We start from the raw sequence: 20,353 nt of genomic DNA on the forward strand, positions 1-20,353 counted from the left end.
AATTGCTGGTTTGATTCATATGCAGTTTAAAGACCAATTTGATTAAACCATCATTTTAATTACGATAATTCCAATCAATGCAAGAATTAAGCCGAATATCTCTTGACGACTCATTTTTTCTTTTAGATAGAATTGAGACACGTTCTAAAAGTGTCCCTTCATTTTTTTGATTTTTTGTTTTGCTCATTAAAAGTTACATCTGTTGAAGAAGGAACTTGTCTAATCTTAATTACAAAGGCTATAAAACAAGATGGCCAGTATGCCCCATTGCCAGTCTTGATACTGTCCTACTTGCAGATCTCGCTTGTATCTAACGACGCTAAGAGAGGATAATGATGCAGAATCCGACTAGCTGCACTAAAACGGCGTCTCTTCCCAAAACAAAGCAGCTAGGCAGGATAACAAGCACAGGCGTTAGTCCCGAAAAAATGCTATGACTGAAGCTCGACCAAGAGAAACTTAAGATCGAAACAAAGAGATATGAGCATCAAGCTTCAGTCTCAACTTGGATATTACATCTTTTATCTTTCTCATGATTTGGTGATGTAGCAGAGTGTGTTAATATGCGGTCAAGTATTTTTTTAGTAAATGGCATAAAGTAATTGAGTATTAGCCCCCCTAAACAAACGGTTAACAAGGTTCCAATGCCAATGGGTCCGTTTAAAAGGACTGCTATGATCAAGAATATAAGGTAGATGAATGTTCTCGAAAAAAATAGATTTGTTTTAGTTAATTCCTTTATGATTAATGTTAATCGATCAACTGGAATGGGTGCAAAATTTGTCTGTAAATATGTTGCAGTTCCTAATCCTACAACAACTAAACCAATTCCAAAACAAACAACTTTGCTGTACCATAGTTCAGGTGTTATCAAATTGTGCAGTAAAAAAAGCCACATATCAATACCAATACCCGTTATAAATGCTGTTAACAACCCCAAAACTTCTGGTGTTTGTCTTTTTAAAAGCGAATTACAACCTATCAATATTATAGCTATTATGATTTCCCAACTTCCCACAGTAAGCCCCACATTTATAGACAGTCCTACTAAAAGTGCATCAAAAGGTGAAGCCCCAAGGTCTGATTGTATAGTGAACGAAATTCCAAGGGATAATATAAAAATTCCTAATACGAAAAAAATATATTTCAATTTACTCGACCTCTTTAATATATTTTTTTGTTGCAAATGCAATAAAAATAAGGTAAATTCAATATATATCATTTTTATTGCATTTGCAACAAAACAGGGGTAAAGGAGTCCATTATGAAGGAAGTACTTCGTGAAATTGGAATGATCGCAAGAGCATTAGATTCTATAAGCAATATTGAATTCAAAGAATATGACCTTACAAAAGGACAATATTTATACCTTGTACGAATATGTGAAAACCCAGGAATCATTCAAGAAAAGTTAGTTGAGATGATAAAAGTAGATCGAACAACCGCATCTCGTGCTATAAAAAAACTTGTTATTAACGGATTTATTGAAAAGGAAGAGGATCAGCATAACAAAAAAATTAATAAACTCTTTCCAACAGAAAAAGGGAATAAAGTCTATCCTTTTATAAAAAGAGAACATGATTATTCGGATAATGTTGCATTAGCGGGATTTTCGGAAAGTGAAGTAAACACCATTTTTAATCTTCTTCAAAGAGTAAGAAAAAATATAGGTGATGAATGGGAATTTGTAAAAAAAGGGAACAAGAGAAATTATTGATTTACATGAAGGAGCGATAATTTAAAGTGACTGTAAAAATAATAAAGTGCAGCCGTGAAGATCTACAAATACTCCAAAAAATAAGTATTGAAACATTCAACGATACTTTTAAGGATCTGAATTCACCTGAAAATATGAAGGCCTATCTGGAAAGAGCATTTAACTTTAAACAGTTGGAGGAGGAATTGTCCAACGTCTCTTCAGAATTCTTTTTCATCTATTTCAATGAAGAACTTGCTGGATATTTAAAGGTAAATATGAACAATGCCCAATCCGAAAAAATGGGTAATGAGTCGCTCGAAATTGAGAGGGTTTATATAAAAAACAGATCTCAAAAACATGGGCTTGGTAAATATCTGCTAAATAAAGCTATGGGAATTGCAATGGAACATAATAAAAAGAAAATCTGGCTCGGTGTATGGGAAAAAAATGAAAACGCCATTGCTTTTTATAAGAAAATGGGGTTTGTTCAAACTGGCGCACACTCTTTTTATATGGGTGATGAAGAACAAATTGATTTCATAATGACCAAAACAATGATATAAGTTTAGGGAGATATACGAATTTTTATTGATTTTATATTGTGTTTTATTCACTAATATGTATAATGTTAACTATAAAATTGAATTCAAAAATGTTTTCTAGGGTTCCGCGATAATATCGGCTGGTCCGAGAGAAAACTCACAGTCGTCGTACTGTGCCACGGAGGGATAAAAGCCTGGGAGAAAAACTGCTGTATGCAGTATTCTCTCAGGCTTTTTTTTATTGCTGCTATAAATTCATACTACATTTGCAGCATTATCTAAAAGGAGGAAGCACAGAATGAACAAGACATGGTTATCTGTTGTAGTTGCGGCATTATTCGAAGTTGGATGGGTCATCGGCCTGAAACATGCCAGCGGCTGGTTAGAGTGGGGGGGCACTTTAGTTGCCATTTTAGTAAGTTTCATACTCATGATTATGACTTCCCGTACGCTTCCGGTAGGTACGGTGTATGCAGTATTTGTCGGATTGGGAACGGCCGGCACTGTATTAGCAGAAATTTTGTTGTTTGGTGCTGAGGTACAGGGATCTAAATTGTTGCTAATTGGGGTGCTTCTGCTCGGAGTTGTAGGGCTCAAAATACAGAGCAAAGAGAAGAAACAAGGAAAAGAGGTGCACTGACGTATGAACTGGGTATTTCTTATTTTGGCAGGCGTATTTGAGATGATGGGAGTTCTCATGATTAATAAACTCCATAAAGACCGGAATTTCCTGTCTGCTTTTTACTTGCTTGCAGGCTTTGGATTGAGCTTTTTGTTTCTATCCCTGGCCATGGAAACACTACCAATGGGAACGGCCTACGCTGTCTGGACCGGTATTGGAGCTTCTGGAGGAGCCATATTGGGCATGATCTTCTACAGTGAGCCGCGTAATACCGCGAGAATTCTGTTCATCGCGATGGTACTCGGTTCAGCAGTTGGCCTAAAGCTGGTAAGCTGAATAATGATGGAATTAGAAAAACTGCTGCTCATCTTAGAACAGCAGCGAACTATCTGAATGCTTATGGTAGCTAGAAAAGACCAGCGTGCAGACAAAGTATCGACAAGAAATTTTGTCTGCATGTTTTTTTGCATATTCTTAGCCTTCTATCACTGATCTTGAGGATCGCCGCGTTGTGTTTTCAGTTTTAGAAAATGAAGAGTCATTTGAAGCTTCAGGTGAATATCACCATCGCTTAGATCAATCTCGAAAAGTTCACGTATCCTGTTGATTCGATAGAACAAAGTATTTCTATGAATAAAAAATGTTTTAGCAGCAAGATTTGGAGTGTCCACATATTGAAGATAGGCTTCAAGGGTGGGCAGTAAACTTGTTTTGTGGCCATTGTCATAAGCAATTAACTTTTGGATAACTGGATGGCAGAAGTCAGCGAGATCGTTCTGTTCCGATATGATCTTTCCAATATGCTCGAAGAGATAGTCCTCATACATATACACTGACTTGTTTGAATTAAGTTGGAAACCAATCTCGACGGCGGTTAGGCATTGCTTATAATATTTTCGCAAAAAAGTTAAATGACTAAAGCAGTCACTCAGCGAAGCAGTTAGATCGTTTACTTGGAGAAATTCCAGAAATCGTTTGTCTTCAGCAATGATTTTACAGGATGAATCAACGAGGGAAATGAGAAATACAATGCGTCCCTGATATACGATCCAGCGGCTATCCGGTAGCAATTGGATCATATGCTGTGCAACTAACTGAACTTTCCCGTCAAAAAAGCTGTTCTTCAGGTCTGTCAAGGTCATCACTCTTAGGTAGGTGTAAGCGTCCAGTCCAGATGAGCCAGTCGCATTGCGATGACATTAGCATCATTGAGCTCGCCTGTGAGCAGTTCGGAAAGCAAAAAGCTATGCATCATTCCTTGACTACAATTATAAAAGTCGTTCTTTTGCAATTCTACCGAAACCAGCTCACAAAGAAATTGCACTCAGTTCAAAATCAATATCTGTAAATTTACGATCCAGTTCCATAACACTGACCTGCGCGAATTCTATACCATGTACGTACACCAAAGCTGTTATCCAACAGTCGTTGGTCTCGGGATCGCGTGAATAATAAACTGCATTTCACCGAAGGTCAGCGTGTTACTGTTCCAACAGGGGTTTCCTTATTTCCCAAGGAGCTGCCCACGCCTCCCCGAAGCTGGGTAGAACGCGTCTATAATATTACGTACTGGGAGAAAGCGAATAAAGGCGGTCATTTCGCCGCTATGGAAAATCCTAAATTGTTTGCCGACCATCTAAATCATTTTTTTCATACATTAAGCGTCTGATAGCCTCTATCCTTCGGGGAGCAATGCAGGGGGGATAAACAACAACGGAATGGACAAGAGAGCAGGGTACGTGCTCACGCTTTATCAGTTCTAGGGGCGGGATAACCGCTAATACTTGATGGTTGTTGGTCATTAAATATACGGAAGAATTTACGCACATAGAAGCTGTCGTTGGGGCATCTTGGTTCACTCCCATCCATTAAAAATTTAGTTCAGAGCAATATCCTGACTCTCTCTCTTAGATATACTTTTTAATTGGAAGCAACCTTAGCACAGTGCAATACCGAACTGAGGTTGCTTCAGTTATCTAAGACATACTACCGTTTACTTCAGATAGGTTCCCGTTTCTCCAATTCCACCTCTACCATTCAATACATATACCCTTGCATTTCCTTTGCCGGAGCATGTCAGGGTAATCTTGCCATCAGTAACGGTTTTGGAATCACCGGTCACCGCATCCACATAGGTTCCGTTCGGAATTCCGGTAAACGTGGCGTTTCCTGAAATCGTGACCAATGCAAAGCTGTCAATGCCTTTGGCACTGTCGGTATATCTTCTCTTAAACGCCAGATTGCCCGACACATTCTCTGTGGAATACTGGCCTTTTTGCAAGGCGGGAACAGCTCTTCTGATTAAATTAAGCTGTCTGATATGTTTCGCCAGAGGATGGTTGAGCGATTCCGCAAGCGTGCCAGTAGCATTTGTGTATTTGCCATAATCTTGTACCGTAACATTGCCTTCCACGTGATCGCCGAAATATGCTCGTCCCGTTTTGCTTAGCGGTGCGTTTGGACCTGTATCAATAGTTGCCCCTTTTTGAAACTCGATTTCGGAGCCGTAGAAGATAGCGGGTATTCCGCGGAAGGTGAACATCAGATCGAGATTCTCAGCCCAAGTGTCCTGTGTGCCCGCGAATCTTTGATTTTCCGGAGCCTGGTCAGGAGCATAGTCATGCGAGTCGACATAGGTTACATTCCACGTAGCATCATTATAGTATTGGTCGCCACTTCTCATATTGAATGCTTCATGCGCGGTCTTGAATGCCCAATGCATTGGAAAATCAATCACATCCATGCCCGATTTCATCGAATAGTCAGGCGTATGATAGGTATTTCCGTTTAAGAGAGCATTGTTCGAGGTTGGCTGTCCTGCTGTAGTAGAGTTGTCCGTCCACTCTTGTTCAACTGACGCTTTATTGGAGGCGTAGTCATTCTTTCCATCGCCCGGATACGATTTCGAGCTTTTCCAAGTATAGAATGGCGTCGAGATCGCCGGAATTCCACTGTTCCAAACATCTCTGTAACGTGTGGCTACTTCTCCAAAAATATAGAAATCCGAGCCGCCTCTTGTTTTCCAGGCAGGAATATAGTATTTATTGAAAATATACCGGCTCACATGCTTCACCGTATCGACACGGAAAGCGTCAACACCCATGTCAATATAGTGATTGTAGGTATCAATTAAATATTTGTTAACTGCAGGGTTTTCCGTGTTCAAATCCACGCAATCTCCCGCTATCTGACCAGTCTGAACCGTATAGGATTCCCAGGAAAGACTTTTCTCTGTATGGTAAATGTTATTGTTCGTTCCCTCGTTCTTCATTAAGGCGAGCCTTGCCTGATACTGCTGATCGGGTGTCATAGTATCATAGTTTGGTGGCAGCTTATCCGTAGTTTTCACCAAGTTGTTAGCAGTATCCGGTTTAGCCGGATCTTTCTTGAACATGGGGTACAGATTCTCTTCACCGAAATTACCCGTATGATTGACGACGATGTCCTGAATAACCTTCAGCCCTTTGGCATGGGCTGCATTGATCAAATCCTGATAAGAAGCTCCCGCCGATTCATACCGTGGGTCTACTTTGGCAAAATTTAAAGCATGGTAACCATGGTAATCATAACCGCTGGCATTTTGCACAACAGGTGTAATCCAGATGGCGCTGAATCCGAGGGCTTTGATATAATCGAGCTTTTGAATCAGCCCCTTAAAGTCTCCTCTCCAAGCCGGGTCCGAATCTGGATTGCGCGCCTTTCCATCATCCCATGCGTGCACGTTGTTGCTCGGATCACCGTCATAGAACCGAGAAGTAATCACGAAATAGATGGTGTCTTCCCGAAAATCCTTCTTATTTCCAATATTATAAACAAAGCTCTGCTTGGTTTGATTACCAGCGCCGTCTATAACGAGAAATTTTAATGTCGTAGTCTTGGAGATAAGAATAGACGGTCCAGTCAATCCGGTCAGTGCGTTGCCGAGAATATAGACTTTTGAGCTTGTGGTTGGTTCTGTACCATCCTCCGTATAGTATGCCTTGGTCGTTGCCGCCTTGTTATCTTTCAGGTTAAAGGATACAGTCACCGAGGAATCAGAATGCCCGGCAGGCAAATTCGCTGTGATTGTCGGAGCTTGCAGATCTGCATTCAGGTCAATTACATAATCAAAAGAGGATGCATTTCCAGTTTGACCGATTGAGTTGATACCGAAGGCCTTAATGGTCAAAGAGGAAGCAACTTGGATTGGAGAGGTATACAAGGTCGAGGATGTCGTAGGTGTCGAACCATCTATCGTATAGTAAATCTTATCGTCACTGTTGGTGCTGGAAAGCGTCACCGTTTGGGACGAATCATATGTTTTGGGTACAGGAGAGGAGGAAATCGCCGGAATTTTAGGCATTTCCGGGCTGACATCATACCATGTGTTATCTGTGTAATACCAGCCCTCTTTCACACTGCGGGACAAGTCGGCCGTTTGTTTGCCGCTACTGTCATTGAAAATGAGGCTTGAGCCTGTGGCATCGGCAATGGTGTAGCTGTACCAGTCATTTCCATCCGACTTCATCAGGATTCCCGGCCACGCCCCGCTTATCGGAACGGTTGCCGGATTCAGATTCCAGTAATGGATTCGAATCGCTGAATTCCAGCTTGAAGGTTTCTTAAAGTGAACCGTTAACCCAGTTTGAGTTGATTTAGTTGTTGTGGTAGGTGCATACGTTGCGGTAACGGTAGACGTGATCGAAGCGGTTGTCGATGGAAGAGCAGTCGCTGTGGAATTCGTGTAGGTGGCTGTATAATCGTTGTTACTCGAAGCTACGCCGGGTAAGCCGAAGAAGTTGAAGCAAAGCGATAAAATAATCAACCAAGAAATAAAACGCCCAGTTTTTTTTCTTAGCAAGTTAACAACCTCCTGATAATATTTAGTGGAATGGATTTTGCAACCGGTTGCATTAAAAGTAAAAAAAAGAAAGGCATTTATTTGGATAAAATAGATTCATTGATCGCCTCCTCCATGGTATGTAGGGAAATAAATCATTGTACGCGCTTACAAAAGAAAATATGAAAAAAACATCCACAGGGCACTATGCCAATGATTTTTCCTTTTATGATTATATCAACCATACTTTTACTAGTCAATGCAATTGCAGGGACATTATTCAAATCTAAGAAAACCAGTTCGTAATTGAAGTCAACGTCCAAAAAGTCTTGAAGGCACAGTGAATAATAATGAGGGGGAAAAAAGGCCGTTGGAAATTTATCTTTAATATAAGCATTGACAAATTGTCAAATAAATGAAATCATGTCGTTGAGCTCAATTATGTGCAAACGATTGCCCTTTTTGGAAGCGTATACATGTTGTTTTGCCCTCTTTTATTTACTCCTAATCTCTCAAGAGAGGTTGGTTGTAAAATAAAATTTAAAAGGAGAGTTTAGTATGAGGAGGAAGACAAGCCCCATCTTGAGGCGTACCTGGAGTATCGTTCTCTTTGTCGTATTGTTGTTGCAAACGAATGGCTTTACTCCCGAAGCACAGGCGAATGCCGATGTTCGGCAGTTAGGAGGTTCGGATGCGAAGCTATCGGCTGTCGCAAACTACGAACTCCCGGAAAGAACGAAGGATGGTCTTATTTTTCATGCGTGGAACTGGTCTTTTGACAACATCACCAGGAACCTTCCGGAACTGGCTCAGGCGGGATTTAAAGCGGTGCAAACTTCGCCAATCCAAGCCAGCAAGGAAGGGTTGACAGAAGGCAGCAAGTGGTGGATTTTGTACCAGCCCATCAACTTTAAAATCGGCAACTCTCAATTGGGAAGCAGGGATGATTTCAGACAGCTTTGCCAGGAAGCGGATAAATACGGCATAAGTATCATTGTTGATGTTGTCGCCAATCATACGGGGAATGCGGGCGGTGGAAATCAGCAGTATCAGCCGGCGCATAATGTTGATTCGGCAATCAAGAATAACAGCTATTTCTGGCATGAGGCTAGAGGTGTGGAAAACTGGAATGACCGTTGGCAAGTCACACAGTGGGGAATTGGTCTGCCCGACCTCAACACGTCTAATCAGGAATTGCAAGATATCATTATCGGCTTCCTGAATGACGCCATTTCCTTGGGCGCCGACGGCTTCAGATTCGACGCCGCCAAGCATATTGAGTTACCCAACGATCCGGGGGGCTCCAACTTCTGGCCCCGGGTACTGGGTTCGTTAAACAATAAAGATAGACTGTTTAATTACGGAGAAGTGCTTCAAGGTGGAGCTGACAACTTTGCCGGCTATGCCAATTACCTCAGCTTGGCCGCCTCCAGCTATGGGGACAGTGTCAGAAGCGCCGTTGGTTATCACGGTGGCATCAATGTTGATGCGGCCAAATCTTTTAACGCTAATAATGTAAGCCCCTCCAAATTAGTTACCTGGGTCGAATCGCATGACACTTATGCCAACGACAACAGCGAATCGACGGGGTTGAACGATTGGCAAATCAAAATGGGATGGGCAATCATCGCCTCCCGGGCGGAGACGACCTCTCTGTTCTTCAACAGACCGACAGGAGGTGGGAAATTTGCGAATCGGCTCGGCGATGCGGGGAATACGCTCTGGAAGGACCCGGACGTCGTTGCCATTAACAAGTTCCACAATGCTATGGTAGGTCAAGACGAATACATTAGGACGCAAGGGAATCAAATTATGCAGGTTGAACGCGGAACCAAAGGCATGACGATTGTGAATCTTGGAGGCAATGCTCAAATCAACTCCCCTACCAGACTGGAGGACGGCGTTTACCAGAACAAGGCCAATGGCGGTGGATCGTTTACGGTGTCGAACGGCAGAATTACCGGCCATCTGGACGGAGGCAGGATCGCCGTACTGTATAGCGCAGCGCAACAAACTCCGTCAGTATCCGTCGATCCTGGGGAAGGAGCCTTTTTCACAGATTCTGTTAACGTGAGAATGAACTATTCCAATGCAGACTCGGCAACGTACACTTTGAACGGGGGGCCGGTGACTCCGTTCAGTTCGGGAGATATGGTCAGCATTGGCGCTGGAACTCCAATCGGATCGACGTTTGTTCTGAAAATAGTCGCCGCGAATTTGTCTGGTCAAACAGAGAAGATGTTCAGGTATACGAAGGAGGAACCGCGCTCGGGCATGACCGTTCATTTCTACAAGCCTTCCGGCTGGGGAGTACCGAACATCTACTACTACGATGATTCCGTGACTCCGCTCAGGGAAGGCTCAGCTTGGCCGGGCGTGGCCATGCAGAATGAAGGCAACGGCTGGTATGTGTATAGAGCCCCGGACTGGACGCAGGCGAAGGTCATATTCAACTCAAGTGGAAATCAGATACCCGGATCGCAAATGCCTGGATATGCCGTAAGTGGCGAGAGATGGATCAAGGAAGGACGGATTACTCCGCAAAATCCCGATGGGACAAAACCGACGGTTACGATCGATAAACCGGAAGGAACATTCCAAGGGGATAGTCAGGAAATCACGCTCAATTACACCGATGTCGACAGTGGTACTTAGAGACTGAACGGCGGTTTTTTACTAACGATAGGCACGGGCGATCTGCCCGGTGCCCGCTATACGCTGAAAGTGACAGCAAGCAACGCTATAGGGAAAACGAACAATAGCTATACTTTCGCCAAAGCACAAAGCCCAAGCGAGAAGATGTTGACTTCCAAGAAAGAAAATACAGCTGGGTCGGGAGGTCCAGGGGAGCGGCTTGTATGAATGGCTTTTGGGAAACCTATCTCATTGCATGAATTCTTTTACCCGCTAATGCAAGGTTGCGGCTCGGTCGTTTTGGAATGCAATATTGAGCTTGGCGGTTCAGATCAGCATTTGTCGAGGGACAAGAACATAGTCCTATTAAAAGTCGCTATTTTGGCGGCTTTTTTTGTTGTATAGGCTTTTCAAAAAAACTGAAACTTATTTAAGTTCGCACTTAGCCAGCTTTAGAAAGTTTTTTATATTATTTTGCTGCTATCCTTCCACTGAGAAAGCTAGTATAGAATCAGGATTTTGAGGCTTCTTTAAGGATGTTATTACATAAGAACGGATCTTAATACAATCTTAATGCTGTAGGCAAATTCGTAATACGGTACTGATTTTGCCCATGATATACTAAGGATTGAGAGATATATAATAGAGGGTGGGCACAGGATGGCAGCAAAACAGAACGATGCCGAGTCCATATTTGATCAAATTACTGACTTGCCGCTAAGGAAAAGAAGAGGAAGATTGAAGGTTTATGTTGGATATGCACCAGGTGTTGGGAAGACCTGTGCGATGCTTAGCGACGCCCACGAAGAGCGAAAAGAGGGTATAGATATCGTAGTTGGATATATTGAACATTATGCCCGGCCATACACTGCGGCGCTGTTGGAAGGACTTGAACTTCTTCCTTACATCAAAATTTCAAATAAAGAATCCTCAACTAAGGAATTTGATCTGGACCAAGCGCTCCAGAGAAGCCCTGACCTTATATTATTGGACGATTTGGCCCATACCAACGCGGCAGGATGCCGACATAAAAAAAGATATCAAGATGTCGAGGAGCTTCTTCGCGCAGGAATTCATGTATATACGACGATGAATGTTCAACAGCTCGAAAGCCTAACGGATATTGTTTACTCCATTACTGGCATTTCCGTTGACGAACGCATACCGGACAGTGTATTTGACAGTGCTGATCAGGTGGAATTAGTCGATATTGAACCGGATGATTTAATAGGACGTTTGAATAGGGGAAAGATTTATCCTGAGGGGGAGAATACACAGGCTCATTTATTTACCAAGGAGAAGCTGACGGCTCTACGTGAAATTGCTTTGCGTAATACAGCAAGTCAGTTAAACCGAATTGCGGAGCAAATCAGTGAGCAGGCGATAACAAATGAATCTGATACGAAAGAACATATTCTGGTCTGCCTGTCTTCGGCTGCTTCCAATAAGAAAGTGATCCGAACAGCAGCAAGAATGGCGGCAGCTTTTCATGGTCATTTCACCGCGTTGTTTGTGGAAACACCAGAAGCGAGAGAATTGACATCAAAAAATAAAGCGGAGTTAAGGGAAAACCTTAGGCTGGCTGAGCAAATGGGTGCACAAATCGCAACGATGTATGGAGACGATATTCCAGGACAGATTGCCGAATATGTCAAAACAATCCATGTATCGAAAATTGTCCTAGGACGCTCCCCTTACAAGAGGAGAGGGCTTGCAAAATCCAATGTAATGGATAAACTAACGGCCTTGCTTCCTAATATTGAAATCTATATTATCCCCTATACTCAGTCCTTCTTATATAAAAGATTGCCTTTTTACGAAAAATACCCAATGCTGTCGTTGGCAGATACTATCAAGACCATTGTTATCTTGGCTGTGTGCACAATTATTGGCTTGTGGTTTAAGTATTTGGAATTCCGAGAAGCTAACATTATCACCGTGTACATTCTAGGGGTATTGTTAAATGCAATTGTGACCAAGGGCAGAATGTATAGCGCCATTTCTTCGGTTATGAGTGTACTTGTGTTTAATTATTTCTTTACCGAGCCTTATTATTCTTTACAGGCTTATGATTCAGGCTATCCGGTCACCTTTCTGGTCATGCTGGCTGCTTCTTTCATGACGAGTACACTAACTATGCGAGTAAGAGAGCAGGCTCGGCAATCCGCTCAAAAAGCTTACCGTACCGAGGTGCTTCTGGAAACAAGCCGGAAATTGCAACAGGCCAAAGACTCTCCGGCTATTATTAATGAAATGGCGCATCAAATGGTGAAGTTGTTGGACAGAATGGTCATTTTCTATTCAGTTGACCAAGGGGTACTGTTGGCGCCGCAGTTTTTTCCAAAGAAAGAATCTGCAGTTGATCCAGGGGTCTACACAGGAGGCTACGAACGTGCAGTTGCAGAGTGGGTATATAAAAACAACAAGCGTGCAGGAGCTACGACGGATACTTTTTTTGGCGCTAAGTGTCTATATCATGCGGTGCGTGGAGGAGATCAGGTTCTTGCGGTGGCAGCTATTGTAATGGATGAGGAAGAACCTTTAGAAGTTTTTGAAAATAGCCTAATGCTTGCCATGCTGGGAGAATGCGCGCTGGCGCTGGAGAAAGAAAAACTGAACGAAAGACAACAAGAGATCTCCATGCAAATCCAGCAGGAGCAACTCCGTGCCAGTCTGCTTCGGTCCATTTCTCATGATTTACGCACTCCTCTTACCAGCATCTCAGGCAATGCGGGGATTCTTCTTGGAAACTCAGAGGTACTAAACGAGGAACAAAAAAAAGGCCTATATACGGATATATATGACGATTCCATGTGGCTGATCAATTTAGTAGAAAATTTGCTGTCCATTAGTCGAATCGAAGGTGGTACTCTAAATCTTAATTTTCAGGCAGAATTAATGGAGGAAGTCATTTCGGAGGCTCTGCTTCATGTGAATCGCAACAGTGTGAAGCATGTCATTCAGACGGAATTGGATGATGAATTGATGATGGCTCGAATGGACTCCCGACTTATTGTTCAGGTATTGATCAATATGATTGATAATGCAATCAAATATACCCAAGATGGCTCTCACATCACGATTTCCGCAAGACACGAAAGACATATAGTCGTTGTAGAAATCTCAGATGATGGCCCCGGTATTTCTTCAGAAGAAGTCAAGGTCAGACTGTTTGAGATGTTTTATACGGCAGACAACATTCATGGGGACGGACGCCGTGGATTAGGGCTGGGGCTTTCTCTGTGCAAATCAATTGTGAATGCTCATGGAGGTACTATTGGTGTTAAGGATAATGTCCCTAAAGGGACGGCTTTTTATTTTACCCTGCAAGCTGAGGAAGTGAATGTTCATGAATAAACCTTTTATCCTTGTTGTGGAGGACGATAAACCCATCCGCAAGCTGATTACGACAACCCTAGAGACACAGGGTTATAAATACCATACGGCTGAAACAGGGGAAGCATCGATTTTAGAAGCAGTATCCAAGCAGCCGGACCTAATGATTCTGGATTTGGGGCTGCCGGATATGGACGGTGTAGATATCATAAAAAAGCTTCGTGCATGGTCGAATATGCCTATTATCGTGGTCAGCGCACGCAGCGAAGATCGGGATAAAATAGATGCGCTGGATGCTGGAGCGGACGATTATCTAACAAAGCCCTTCAGTGTAGAAGAACTGCTGGCCAGACTTCGAGTCAGTTTACGAAGAATTCGAAATGACAGTGATAAGCTCCTGAAGGATGCTTCCAGCTTTATTAATGGAAATTTGAGAATTGATTATGCAGCAGGATGCGTATGGATTGGTGAAGAAGAAATTCATCTGACCCCAAGCGAATATAAACTGCTTTGCCTGCTGGCAAAACATGTAGGCAAAGTACTGACCCATAATTTTATTCTGCATGAAATCTGGGGCAGCCACAGCTATGACATTCCTGCCCTGCGTGTGTTTATGGCAACGCTGAGAAAAAAAATAGAAAAAACATCATCACAAACTAAGTTTATTCAAACACATATCGGAGTTGGTTATCGTATGCTTCAGGTTGGAGATGATGGCTAGGTAATCATATTATAATGATGTAATTAGAGATCATGCTCTTTTGGAGCATGGTCTCTTTATTTTTCATCTGTCATCTAAATCTTAAGGTGATCTTTATACCTATATGAAAACCCTAATCCTAAACTAATGGTGAAAATGTTACGCTGAATTCGGAAGTAGAGAGGATAAAGAGGTTTGGCATGTGAGATGGGCACTCCCATGTTCGTCTGTTTCATCGGCTAAGCTGTCAACTGAGTGGAAAGGGAAAGAGGTATGGGGAATGAATGAAATTTTAACAATTGCGGGTCTGATCTCAATTGTGCTGGCGGTGCTGTATTTCGTTAAAAAAATATATGATTTTATCGATTTGCAGAAGGTGACACGGAAGGATATCTATGAGAACTATGATATCTATAAAGCAGCTCAGAAGTTTGCTCTCGGTACACCCGTCGATGAGATCAGAGAAATCCTGACAAACAGCTATGAGTTAGACGATAACCAGGTTGAAGAGACAATGCTTTTGGCTCTTCCTCATCGGCACGATACCGATGGTGGTTATCTTGCCTTTATCAAGGCTGTAAATCGGGTGCTGGAACAAGAGGTTTACAGCTAAACGTTAGTTAAGAAGGAAAAATATGAATCGTTAGGCCGCGTTACTGGTGTTTGCTCCCAATTTGGCCAGAGAACAATTTCTACAAGTGCTTAGTGAAGGAGAGAAATTATTTGTTGCTGTATGCAAAGAGGAAGAGAGAATAAGTTCTATGAATTCCATGAAAGCGTTTGACATATTTGAATATCAATCTATAATTATGAACAGAATTGGACCTCCCCGAGATGGAGGTATCCTGATTTTTTCAATCTGAATCGGATTAAGATGTCGCCAATTTTCAAATAGGTCGCTGCCTATGAGGAAGACGATAATTGATAGAGCTGTTGTTCATAAACAGCAAGCTTCATAACCAGGAGCTTGCTCTTTCATTTACCTAAGGAGAATGGGTCGGAATGACACTTAAAAAAAGAATCTTTTTATTGTTTTTTCTCAGCGCGTTTATTCCCTTTATCAGTATATTTGCAATTTCTTACTATACTATTGATTCCATTTTTGCGAATAAAATCAATGATGGAATTAGGAGCAATCTACAGCAGGTAACTTCATCACTGGAAAATTCAATTACCAATCTGAATCATGTTACTCAGCAATTATCCTATAGTGGTACATTAGGCAAAAAACTGGATGAAGTCTTGAAGCCTTCCTCCAATATATTTGAATTGATTGAGGCTAGAGATGAATTAAAGAATGAGTTAAATGTCGTAACGTTTACTAATCCGAATATAGGTCTGACCTTATACTATTTCCAGAAAGAAGGCACTACACAGTTCGCTAACTTTCCCATCAAAGATCGTTTTTCTCCCGAGTCTTTGCCTGTGCTTTCCAAATCATATGGCATTGCGTACTATGGTCCCCATATGAGTATGAACCGATTTGATGATCAGCTTGTTTTATCTGCTATGCGAAAGGTACAGCTGCCTCAAAGGGACGATGTATATATTTACATCGAATCCGGCTTTCGTCTTACACAGGATATACTGGGTTACAATCAATACAAAGGAGCTTTATCGCATTTAATCCTGAATGGTGAGGGCAACATTGTTTACAGTGAAATTCCAGAAGCGATGAAGGTCGGAGAGAATTTTTCCAGCATATCGAAAGGTACTGCAAAAGATGGAATATCCCGTGATTACCATTGGTTTAAGGAGGACTCCAGTCAGAATTGGAGCGTCATATCGGTAATTTCGCAGGCTAAGTATCAACAGGAGAAAAACCAGTGGTTGCTTCAAATATTACTGGTCGCTTTATTTTTTCTCGGCTTTACCGTATTTCTGGCTTGGCTTCTGTGGAAGATGGTTTACAAACCACTCGGTCTGTTCCATTCGGAAATTAACGGAATGTCTCAGAATCCACAAAAGGCAGGCAGCCAGACCCGCACTCAAATTCCCGAGTTTGATTTTCTGTTGGGGGAATTCTCAAATATGCAGCATCAAATCGGCGACCTGTTCAAGGAAGTGCAGCAGAAAGAGAAGATTCGTGCAGATTTGGAAGTGGAAAAATTGTTATATCAGATCAATCCTCACTTTCTGATGAATACGCTGGATACTGTGCACTGGCTGGCCGTCATGAACGGACAAGGGGAGATTGACAAGTTGGTGCAATCCTTAAACAAGCTGTTGTATTACAATTTGGGTAAATTAGGGCAAGTATCCACGATGGAAGAGGAAATTGATGCGCTAAGACAGTACCTAATCTTGCAGCAAATTCGATATGACTTTGAATTTGACGTACGTATTTCAGCGGATGATCAAGTGCTTCAAATACCTGTGCCTCGTTTTATTTTGCAACCGTTGGTTGAAAATTCACTTTATCATGGACTGAGTGACGAAGGTTTTATTCAAATTGAAGTTACACTTGCCAAAACGCTGAATATTTTAATACAGGATAATGGAGCAGGCATGACCGAGGAAGCGATTCAAAGACTTCTGAATAATCGTATAACTGAACATAAAAAAGTAGGGATGGGCATTGGACTCAATTATGTCCACCGCATGTTGAGGGCACAGTACGGAGATCAAGCACAACTGGTGATCGAAAGTGAATTGGGTACAGGGACAAGTATACTGCTCATACTTCCTATCAAAGGAGAAGATGTCTGAGGATGATTAAGGTATTGATAGTGGATGACGATAAATTAGTACGAAAAGGAATAAGCTCTGCGATGCCGTGGAACGAGTTCAATATGGAGGTTGTAGGAGAAGCAAGTAACGGGTTGAAAGCACTGGATTTTCTGAAAGCCCAACCGGTCGATCTGATGTTGACGGATCTCGCGATGCCGGTGATGTCAGGTATTGAACTGATGCGAGCTGCAAGGCAGCTCTATCCAGAACTACATATTGTCGTATTAACACTGCATCAAGATTTCGATTATATCCAGGAAGCGCTCAGACTTGGAGCCATCGACTATATAGCCAAAGTTCAGCTCGAGAAGGAGCAATTCGAACACGTGCTGCATCGAATACATGCTCGGATTGACGAGCTGGCGAATACAAGACGAAAGCTGCCTCTGCTAAGTGAGACCAATGTCCATTATCGCCATGTGTATGCACTTGTTTCACTGGATCGCAAGTCAGGACAGAGCTGGCCGATTGAACTGACATCCAATGTAGACGAGATCCGATGGGAGGTTGAACGGAACTGTTGGATGTGGACGGCACCCATGGACGTAGAGGATCAGCTGTTCCATAAACTGAAGGAATCCCTGGATCAAGTTCCCCAAGGCGCCTTGCTGGTTATATCCGATGTACAAGACCGAACATGGTCGCAAATCCAAAACTGGATTATGAATTATACAGAAACGTCCTTATTCTATGCATACAACCCTTATGATCCTGTCATTGCCGTTTCGATGGATGTGGAGGACTCTTTTCCAATAGAACCGAAGGATGAAGACATGGATCGTATTAAGCAAAGTTGGTTCCTATCACCATGGACCCACAACGATAGTTACTACAACCAACTGATTGAACAGCTCAAATCACTAAGACTGCATAAAGGCCAGCTGATGGGATTGCTATACTCTATAGTTATGGAATGGAATCACCTTTTTGCCCAGACTACGCTGGGTAGAATCTCAATGATCCATTCTTTTCAATCCTGGTACGAGGTAGAAGAGTGGATCAAGCAGACCTCTGAGGGCATTCGTAAGTCAGATGAACAGACTTCGTATTCACAGGAAATTGTAGACGCCGTGAAAAAAGCGATTATGATCATGCACAATGATTTGGACCAAGCTTTTACAGCTTCAGGTCTGTCCCAGCAACTGAACATCAGCCGAAGCTATTTCAGTCAATGCTTCAAGGATCTGATGGGGAAAACCTTTAATGAGTACTCCCGATTTATACGAATAGAGAAGTCTAAAGAGTATTTATTGAATACAAACAACACGATTTTCTGGATTGCGGAGCGAGTGGGTTATACGGATGAAAAATATTTCAGCCGAATTTTTCGCGAATTGACAGGTCTGCTACCAAGCGAATATCGACACCTCGGCAGAGGGGATAAATAGCGTACTCTCCCAGATGACCAATAAACCGGGCGAAAGAGGGGAAAGCGATGATTAAGAAGATGGCTGCATGTGTTCTTGTCGTCAGCTTAATTGCAGTGACCGTATATTTCAGCAAACCATACTTCCGGGAATCGCCAATGGGACCAACGAAAACAATCTCGGACACTGCCGCTGCCGATCCATTTGGGAAATATGAACATCCCGTTTCCATCCGACTGGGATATGCGGTAGACCCAACAGGCGCGGATCTCTCTGGAGGAGAAACACTTGAGAAGAATATATGGAAAACGGTGATTAAACAAAACCTTAACATTGATGTCCAGGTATTATGGCAGGTATCGAAGGAAAATCTGAGTCAGAAAATCGACCTGGCTATCGCCAGCAATGATCTGCCGGATGCCATGATTGTAAATCAGCTGCAGCTGAACGAGATGATCAAGGCTGGTGAAATTGAAGATCTAACCGAGGCATACAATAGCAGCGCATCACCGGAAATAAAAAAAATTATTGATAGCACAAACGGATTGGCTATGGAACAAGTGACCTTCGCTGGCAAGATAATGGCTGTTCCTTCTGTGACAGCGGAAGACTTCAGCATGATCTGGATTCGACAGGATTGGCTGGACCGTCTTGGACTGAAACCGCCGAAAACGGTAGATGATCTGGAAGCTATCGCCAAGGCCTTTGTGGAGAATGACCCAGATGGAAACAGTAAGCGGGATACGATTGGCCTTGCTTCAAGCACTGGACTGTATAACGATTTCAACAACAGTGCTTTTTCTTTTGATCTAACGCCAATCTTCGCAGCATATGGATCTTTTCCGGGATATTGGCTGAGCAAAGATGGAAAACCTGTATACGGTTCGGTTCTACCGGAAACGAAGGACGCCTTGGTCAAACTGCGTGAAATGTACGCCAAAGGCCTTCTCGATCCAGAACTGGGTCTCCGCAAAGAAGCGGAAGAAACAGTTATTAACGGTCAGGCGGGGATGTTCTTTCAAGGTTTTTATGCTGGGTACTGGCCCCTTCCGAGCGCTTGGCAGAACGAGCCGGAGGCGAACTGGCAAGCATACGCACTCCCACTGGATGCAAACGGTGCATACCATGTGAAGGTGGATAATCCGTCAAGTTCATTCTTGGTGGTACGAAAAGGATATGCTCATCCCGAAGCGATCATAAAAATTAACAATCTGTACCTTCGTGATGAGTTCAAGTACGGTACGCGTTTTATGCTGGGCCGCAATTTCTTAGCTCCGACAGATGAAGCACGATTTGAAACAAAGGCCGCGCAGGATATTCTGATGGGAACCAAAACACCCGCCGATTTCAAGGACAAGTCTGAATACAAATTGCTGGAAAATTTGGTTTCGACAATAAAACAAACCAAATTGAAGCCTTATGATCAATATGGTATTTCCTATTGGAATGAACACAGCAACAGCTTTATGCGGGGTTATTCGCTTCTAGTAGGCGGAAGAAATTTTTTCGATCCAAACATCCATAAAGTTCGAAGCCTTACCTATATACGAACTCCAACGATGGAGAAGGCTTGGGGTGAACTATCAAAACTGGAACATGATACATTTTTAAAAATTATTTTAGGCGCTGAACCGACCGATTCATTTGATCAATTTGTCGAGGAATGGAAGAAACAAGGGGGCGATCAAGTGACTGTGGAGGTGACTGCACTCCATAACCATCGCTGAAGACCATCATGAATGTGATACGATAAATTCTATAAGACACTTTTATAATTCCATTAATCAAGCCGACGATTCCTGTTTCAGGAGCTGCCGGTTTTTTTGTTCTTCACTTTGATTAGTAAGTAAGGATAGACAAATGTATGTCGGTAGGTAGGATAAATGCTTACAAGCCAACTTTGG

At 42.6% G+C, this 20,353-nt stretch carries 15 protein-coding genes, 1 pseudogene and 1 riboswitch; of the genes and pseudogenes, 13 read left to right on the forward strand and 3 right to left on the reverse strand.

Going from position 1 to position 20,353, the window contains the following annotated elements:
- Positions 1-487 precede the first annotated feature (487 nt).
- A complete protein-coding gene (locus ACYCS5_RS27550; RefSeq protein ID WP_340885403.1) occupies positions 488-1,150 on the reverse strand; it encodes a YczE/YyaS/YitT family protein in 663 nt (220 codons plus the stop codon).
- 114 nt (positions 1,151-1,264) lie between these two features.
- On the opposite strand from ACYCS5_RS27550, the gene ACYCS5_RS27555 reads away from it, so the two are divergent.
- From ACYCS5_RS27555 to ACYCS5_RS27570, 4 genes are all read left to right on the forward strand, one after another.
- Positions 1,265-1,717 (forward strand): MarR family winged helix-turn-helix transcriptional regulator, encoded by a 453-nt coding sequence (locus ACYCS5_RS27555; RefSeq protein ID WP_340885407.1) that lies wholly within the window; start codon positions 1,265-1,267, stop codon positions 1,715-1,717.
- A 26-nt stretch (positions 1,718-1,743) separates the two neighbouring features.
- A complete protein-coding gene (locus tag ACYCS5_RS27560) occupies positions 1,744-2,262 on the forward strand; it encodes a GNAT family N-acetyltransferase (protein ID WP_340885411.1) in 519 nt (172 codons plus the stop codon).
- An 85-nt stretch (positions 2,263-2,347) separates the two neighbouring features.
- Positions 2,348-2,444: riboswitch (guanidine-I (ykkC/yxkD leader) on the forward strand.
- A gap of 95 nt (positions 2,445-2,539) precedes the next feature.
- Positions 2,540-2,881: a DMT family transporter gene (locus ACYCS5_RS27565; RefSeq protein ID WP_340885412.1), complete on the forward strand. Its 342-nt coding sequence runs from the start codon at positions 2,540-2,542 to the stop codon at positions 2,879-2,881.
- A 3-nt stretch (positions 2,882-2,884) separates the two neighbouring features.
- Positions 2,885-3,199: a DMT family transporter gene (locus ACYCS5_RS27570; protein WP_023988641.1), complete on the forward strand. Its 315-nt coding sequence runs from the start codon at positions 2,885-2,887 to the stop codon at positions 3,197-3,199.
- Between the two features lie 149 nt (positions 3,200-3,348).
- On the opposite strand, the gene ACYCS5_RS27575 is transcribed toward ACYCS5_RS27570, so the two are convergent.
- Entirely contained in the window at positions 3,349-3,999 is a 651-nt protein-coding gene (locus ACYCS5_RS27575; protein WP_340885413.1) for a helix-turn-helix domain-containing protein, read from the reverse strand.
- 308 nt (positions 4,000-4,307) lie between these two features.
- Here ACYCS5_RS27575 and ACYCS5_RS27580 point away from each other — a divergent pair, with 308 nt between their 5' ends.
- Positions 4,308-4,532, forward strand: coding sequence for a hypothetical protein (locus ACYCS5_RS27580; protein ID WP_340885416.1), 225 nt, complete (start codon positions 4,308-4,310; stop codon positions 4,530-4,532).
- A 324-nt stretch (positions 4,533-4,856) separates the two neighbouring features.
- Here ACYCS5_RS27580 and ACYCS5_RS27585 read toward each other — a convergent pair whose 3' ends face one another.
- Positions 4,857-7,703 carry an alpha-amylase family glycosyl hydrolase gene (locus tag ACYCS5_RS27585; protein ID WP_459760461.1) on the reverse strand — a complete coding sequence of 949 codons (2,847 nt, stop codon included), beginning with the start codon at positions 7,701-7,703 and terminating at the stop codon, positions 4,857-4,859.
- A gap of 537 nt (positions 7,704-8,240) precedes the next feature.
- On the opposite strand from ACYCS5_RS27585, the gene ACYCS5_RS27590 reads away from it, so the two are divergent.
- From ACYCS5_RS27590 to ACYCS5_RS27625, 8 genes and pseudogenes are all read left to right on the forward strand, one after another.
- Entirely contained in the window at positions 8,241-10,337 is a 2,097-nt protein-coding gene (locus tag ACYCS5_RS27590) for a starch-binding protein (protein WP_459760462.1), read from the forward strand.
- Positions 10,338-10,544: 207 nt separating this feature from the next.
- Positions 10,545-10,661 (forward strand): annotated as a pseudogene (locus ACYCS5_RS27595) (hypothetical protein); the annotation flags it as partial.
- A gap of 315 nt (positions 10,662-10,976) precedes the next feature.
- Complete coding sequence (locus ACYCS5_RS27600; protein WP_340885423.1) at positions 10,977-13,673, forward strand: sensor histidine kinase KdpD; 2,697 nt, start codon at positions 10,977-10,979, stop codon at positions 13,671-13,673.
- The gene (locus ACYCS5_RS27605; RefSeq protein ID WP_029515325.1) at positions 13,666-14,373 is read left to right on the forward strand and encodes a response regulator; all 708 of its coding nucleotides are present in this window, start codon (positions 13,666-13,668) and stop codon (positions 14,371-14,373) included. The genes ACYCS5_RS27600 and ACYCS5_RS27605 overlap by 8 nt, the downstream gene beginning before the upstream one ends.
- A gap of 259 nt (positions 14,374-14,632) precedes the next feature.
- The gene (locus ACYCS5_RS27610; RefSeq protein WP_029515324.1) at positions 14,633-14,965 is read left to right on the forward strand and encodes a hypothetical protein; all 333 of its coding nucleotides are present in this window, start codon (positions 14,633-14,635) and stop codon (positions 14,963-14,965) included.
- Positions 14,966-15,354: 389 nt separating this feature from the next.
- Positions 15,355-17,061, forward strand: a complete 1,707-nt coding sequence (locus ACYCS5_RS27615) for a sensor histidine kinase (protein ID WP_029515322.1) — start codon at positions 15,355-15,357, stop codon at positions 17,059-17,061.
- Positions 17,062-17,063: 2 nt separating this feature from the next.
- Positions 17,064-18,470: a response regulator transcription factor gene (locus ACYCS5_RS27620; protein WP_165150634.1), complete on the forward strand. Its 1,407-nt coding sequence runs from the start codon at positions 17,064-17,066 to the stop codon at positions 18,468-18,470.
- Between the two features lie 47 nt (positions 18,471-18,517).
- Positions 18,518-20,176 carry an extracellular solute-binding protein gene (locus tag ACYCS5_RS27625; protein ID WP_459760463.1) on the forward strand — a complete coding sequence of 553 codons (1,659 nt, stop codon included), beginning with the start codon at positions 18,518-18,520 and terminating at the stop codon, positions 20,174-20,176.
- Positions 20,177-20,353 lie beyond the last annotated feature (177 nt).

This window comes from Paenibacillus sp. SEL3 (assembly GCF_054602585.1).

Excerpts from the sequence above, each read along its gene's own strand:
- ACYCS5_RS27555 (WP_340885407.1), top strand. The coding sequence starts at position 1,265 with ATGAAGGAAGTACTTCGTGAAATTGGAATGATCGCAAGAGCATTAGAT.
- ACYCS5_RS27565 (WP_340885412.1), top strand. The coding sequence starts at position 2,540 with ATGAACAAGACATGGTTATCTGTTGTAGTTGCGGCATTATTCGAAGTT.
- ACYCS5_RS27570 (WP_023988641.1), top strand. The coding sequence starts at position 2,885 with ATGAACTGGGTATTTCTTATTTTGGCAGGCGTATTTGAGATGATGGGA.
- ACYCS5_RS27590 (WP_459760462.1), top strand. The coding sequence starts at position 8,241 with ATGAGGAGGAAGACAAGCCCCATCTTGAGGCGTACCTGGAGTATCGTT.
- ACYCS5_RS27600 (WP_340885423.1), top strand. The coding sequence starts at position 10,977 with ATGGCAGCAAAACAGAACGATGCCGAGTCCATATTTGATCAAATTACT.
- ACYCS5_RS27605 (WP_029515325.1), top strand. The coding sequence starts at position 13,666 with ATGAATAAACCTTTTATCCTTGTTGTGGAGGACGATAAACCCATCCGC.
- ACYCS5_RS27610 (WP_029515324.1), top strand. The coding sequence starts at position 14,633 with ATGAATGAAATTTTAACAATTGCGGGTCTGATCTCAATTGTGCTGGCG.
- ACYCS5_RS27615 (WP_029515322.1), top strand. The coding sequence starts at position 15,355 with ATGACACTTAAAAAAAGAATCTTTTTATTGTTTTTTCTCAGCGCGTTT.
- ACYCS5_RS27620 (WP_165150634.1), top strand. The coding sequence starts at position 17,064 with ATGATTAAGGTATTGATAGTGGATGACGATAAATTAGTACGAAAAGGA.
- ACYCS5_RS27625 (WP_459760463.1), top strand. The coding sequence starts at position 18,518 with ATGATTAAGAAGATGGCTGCATGTGTTCTTGTCGTCAGCTTAATTGCA.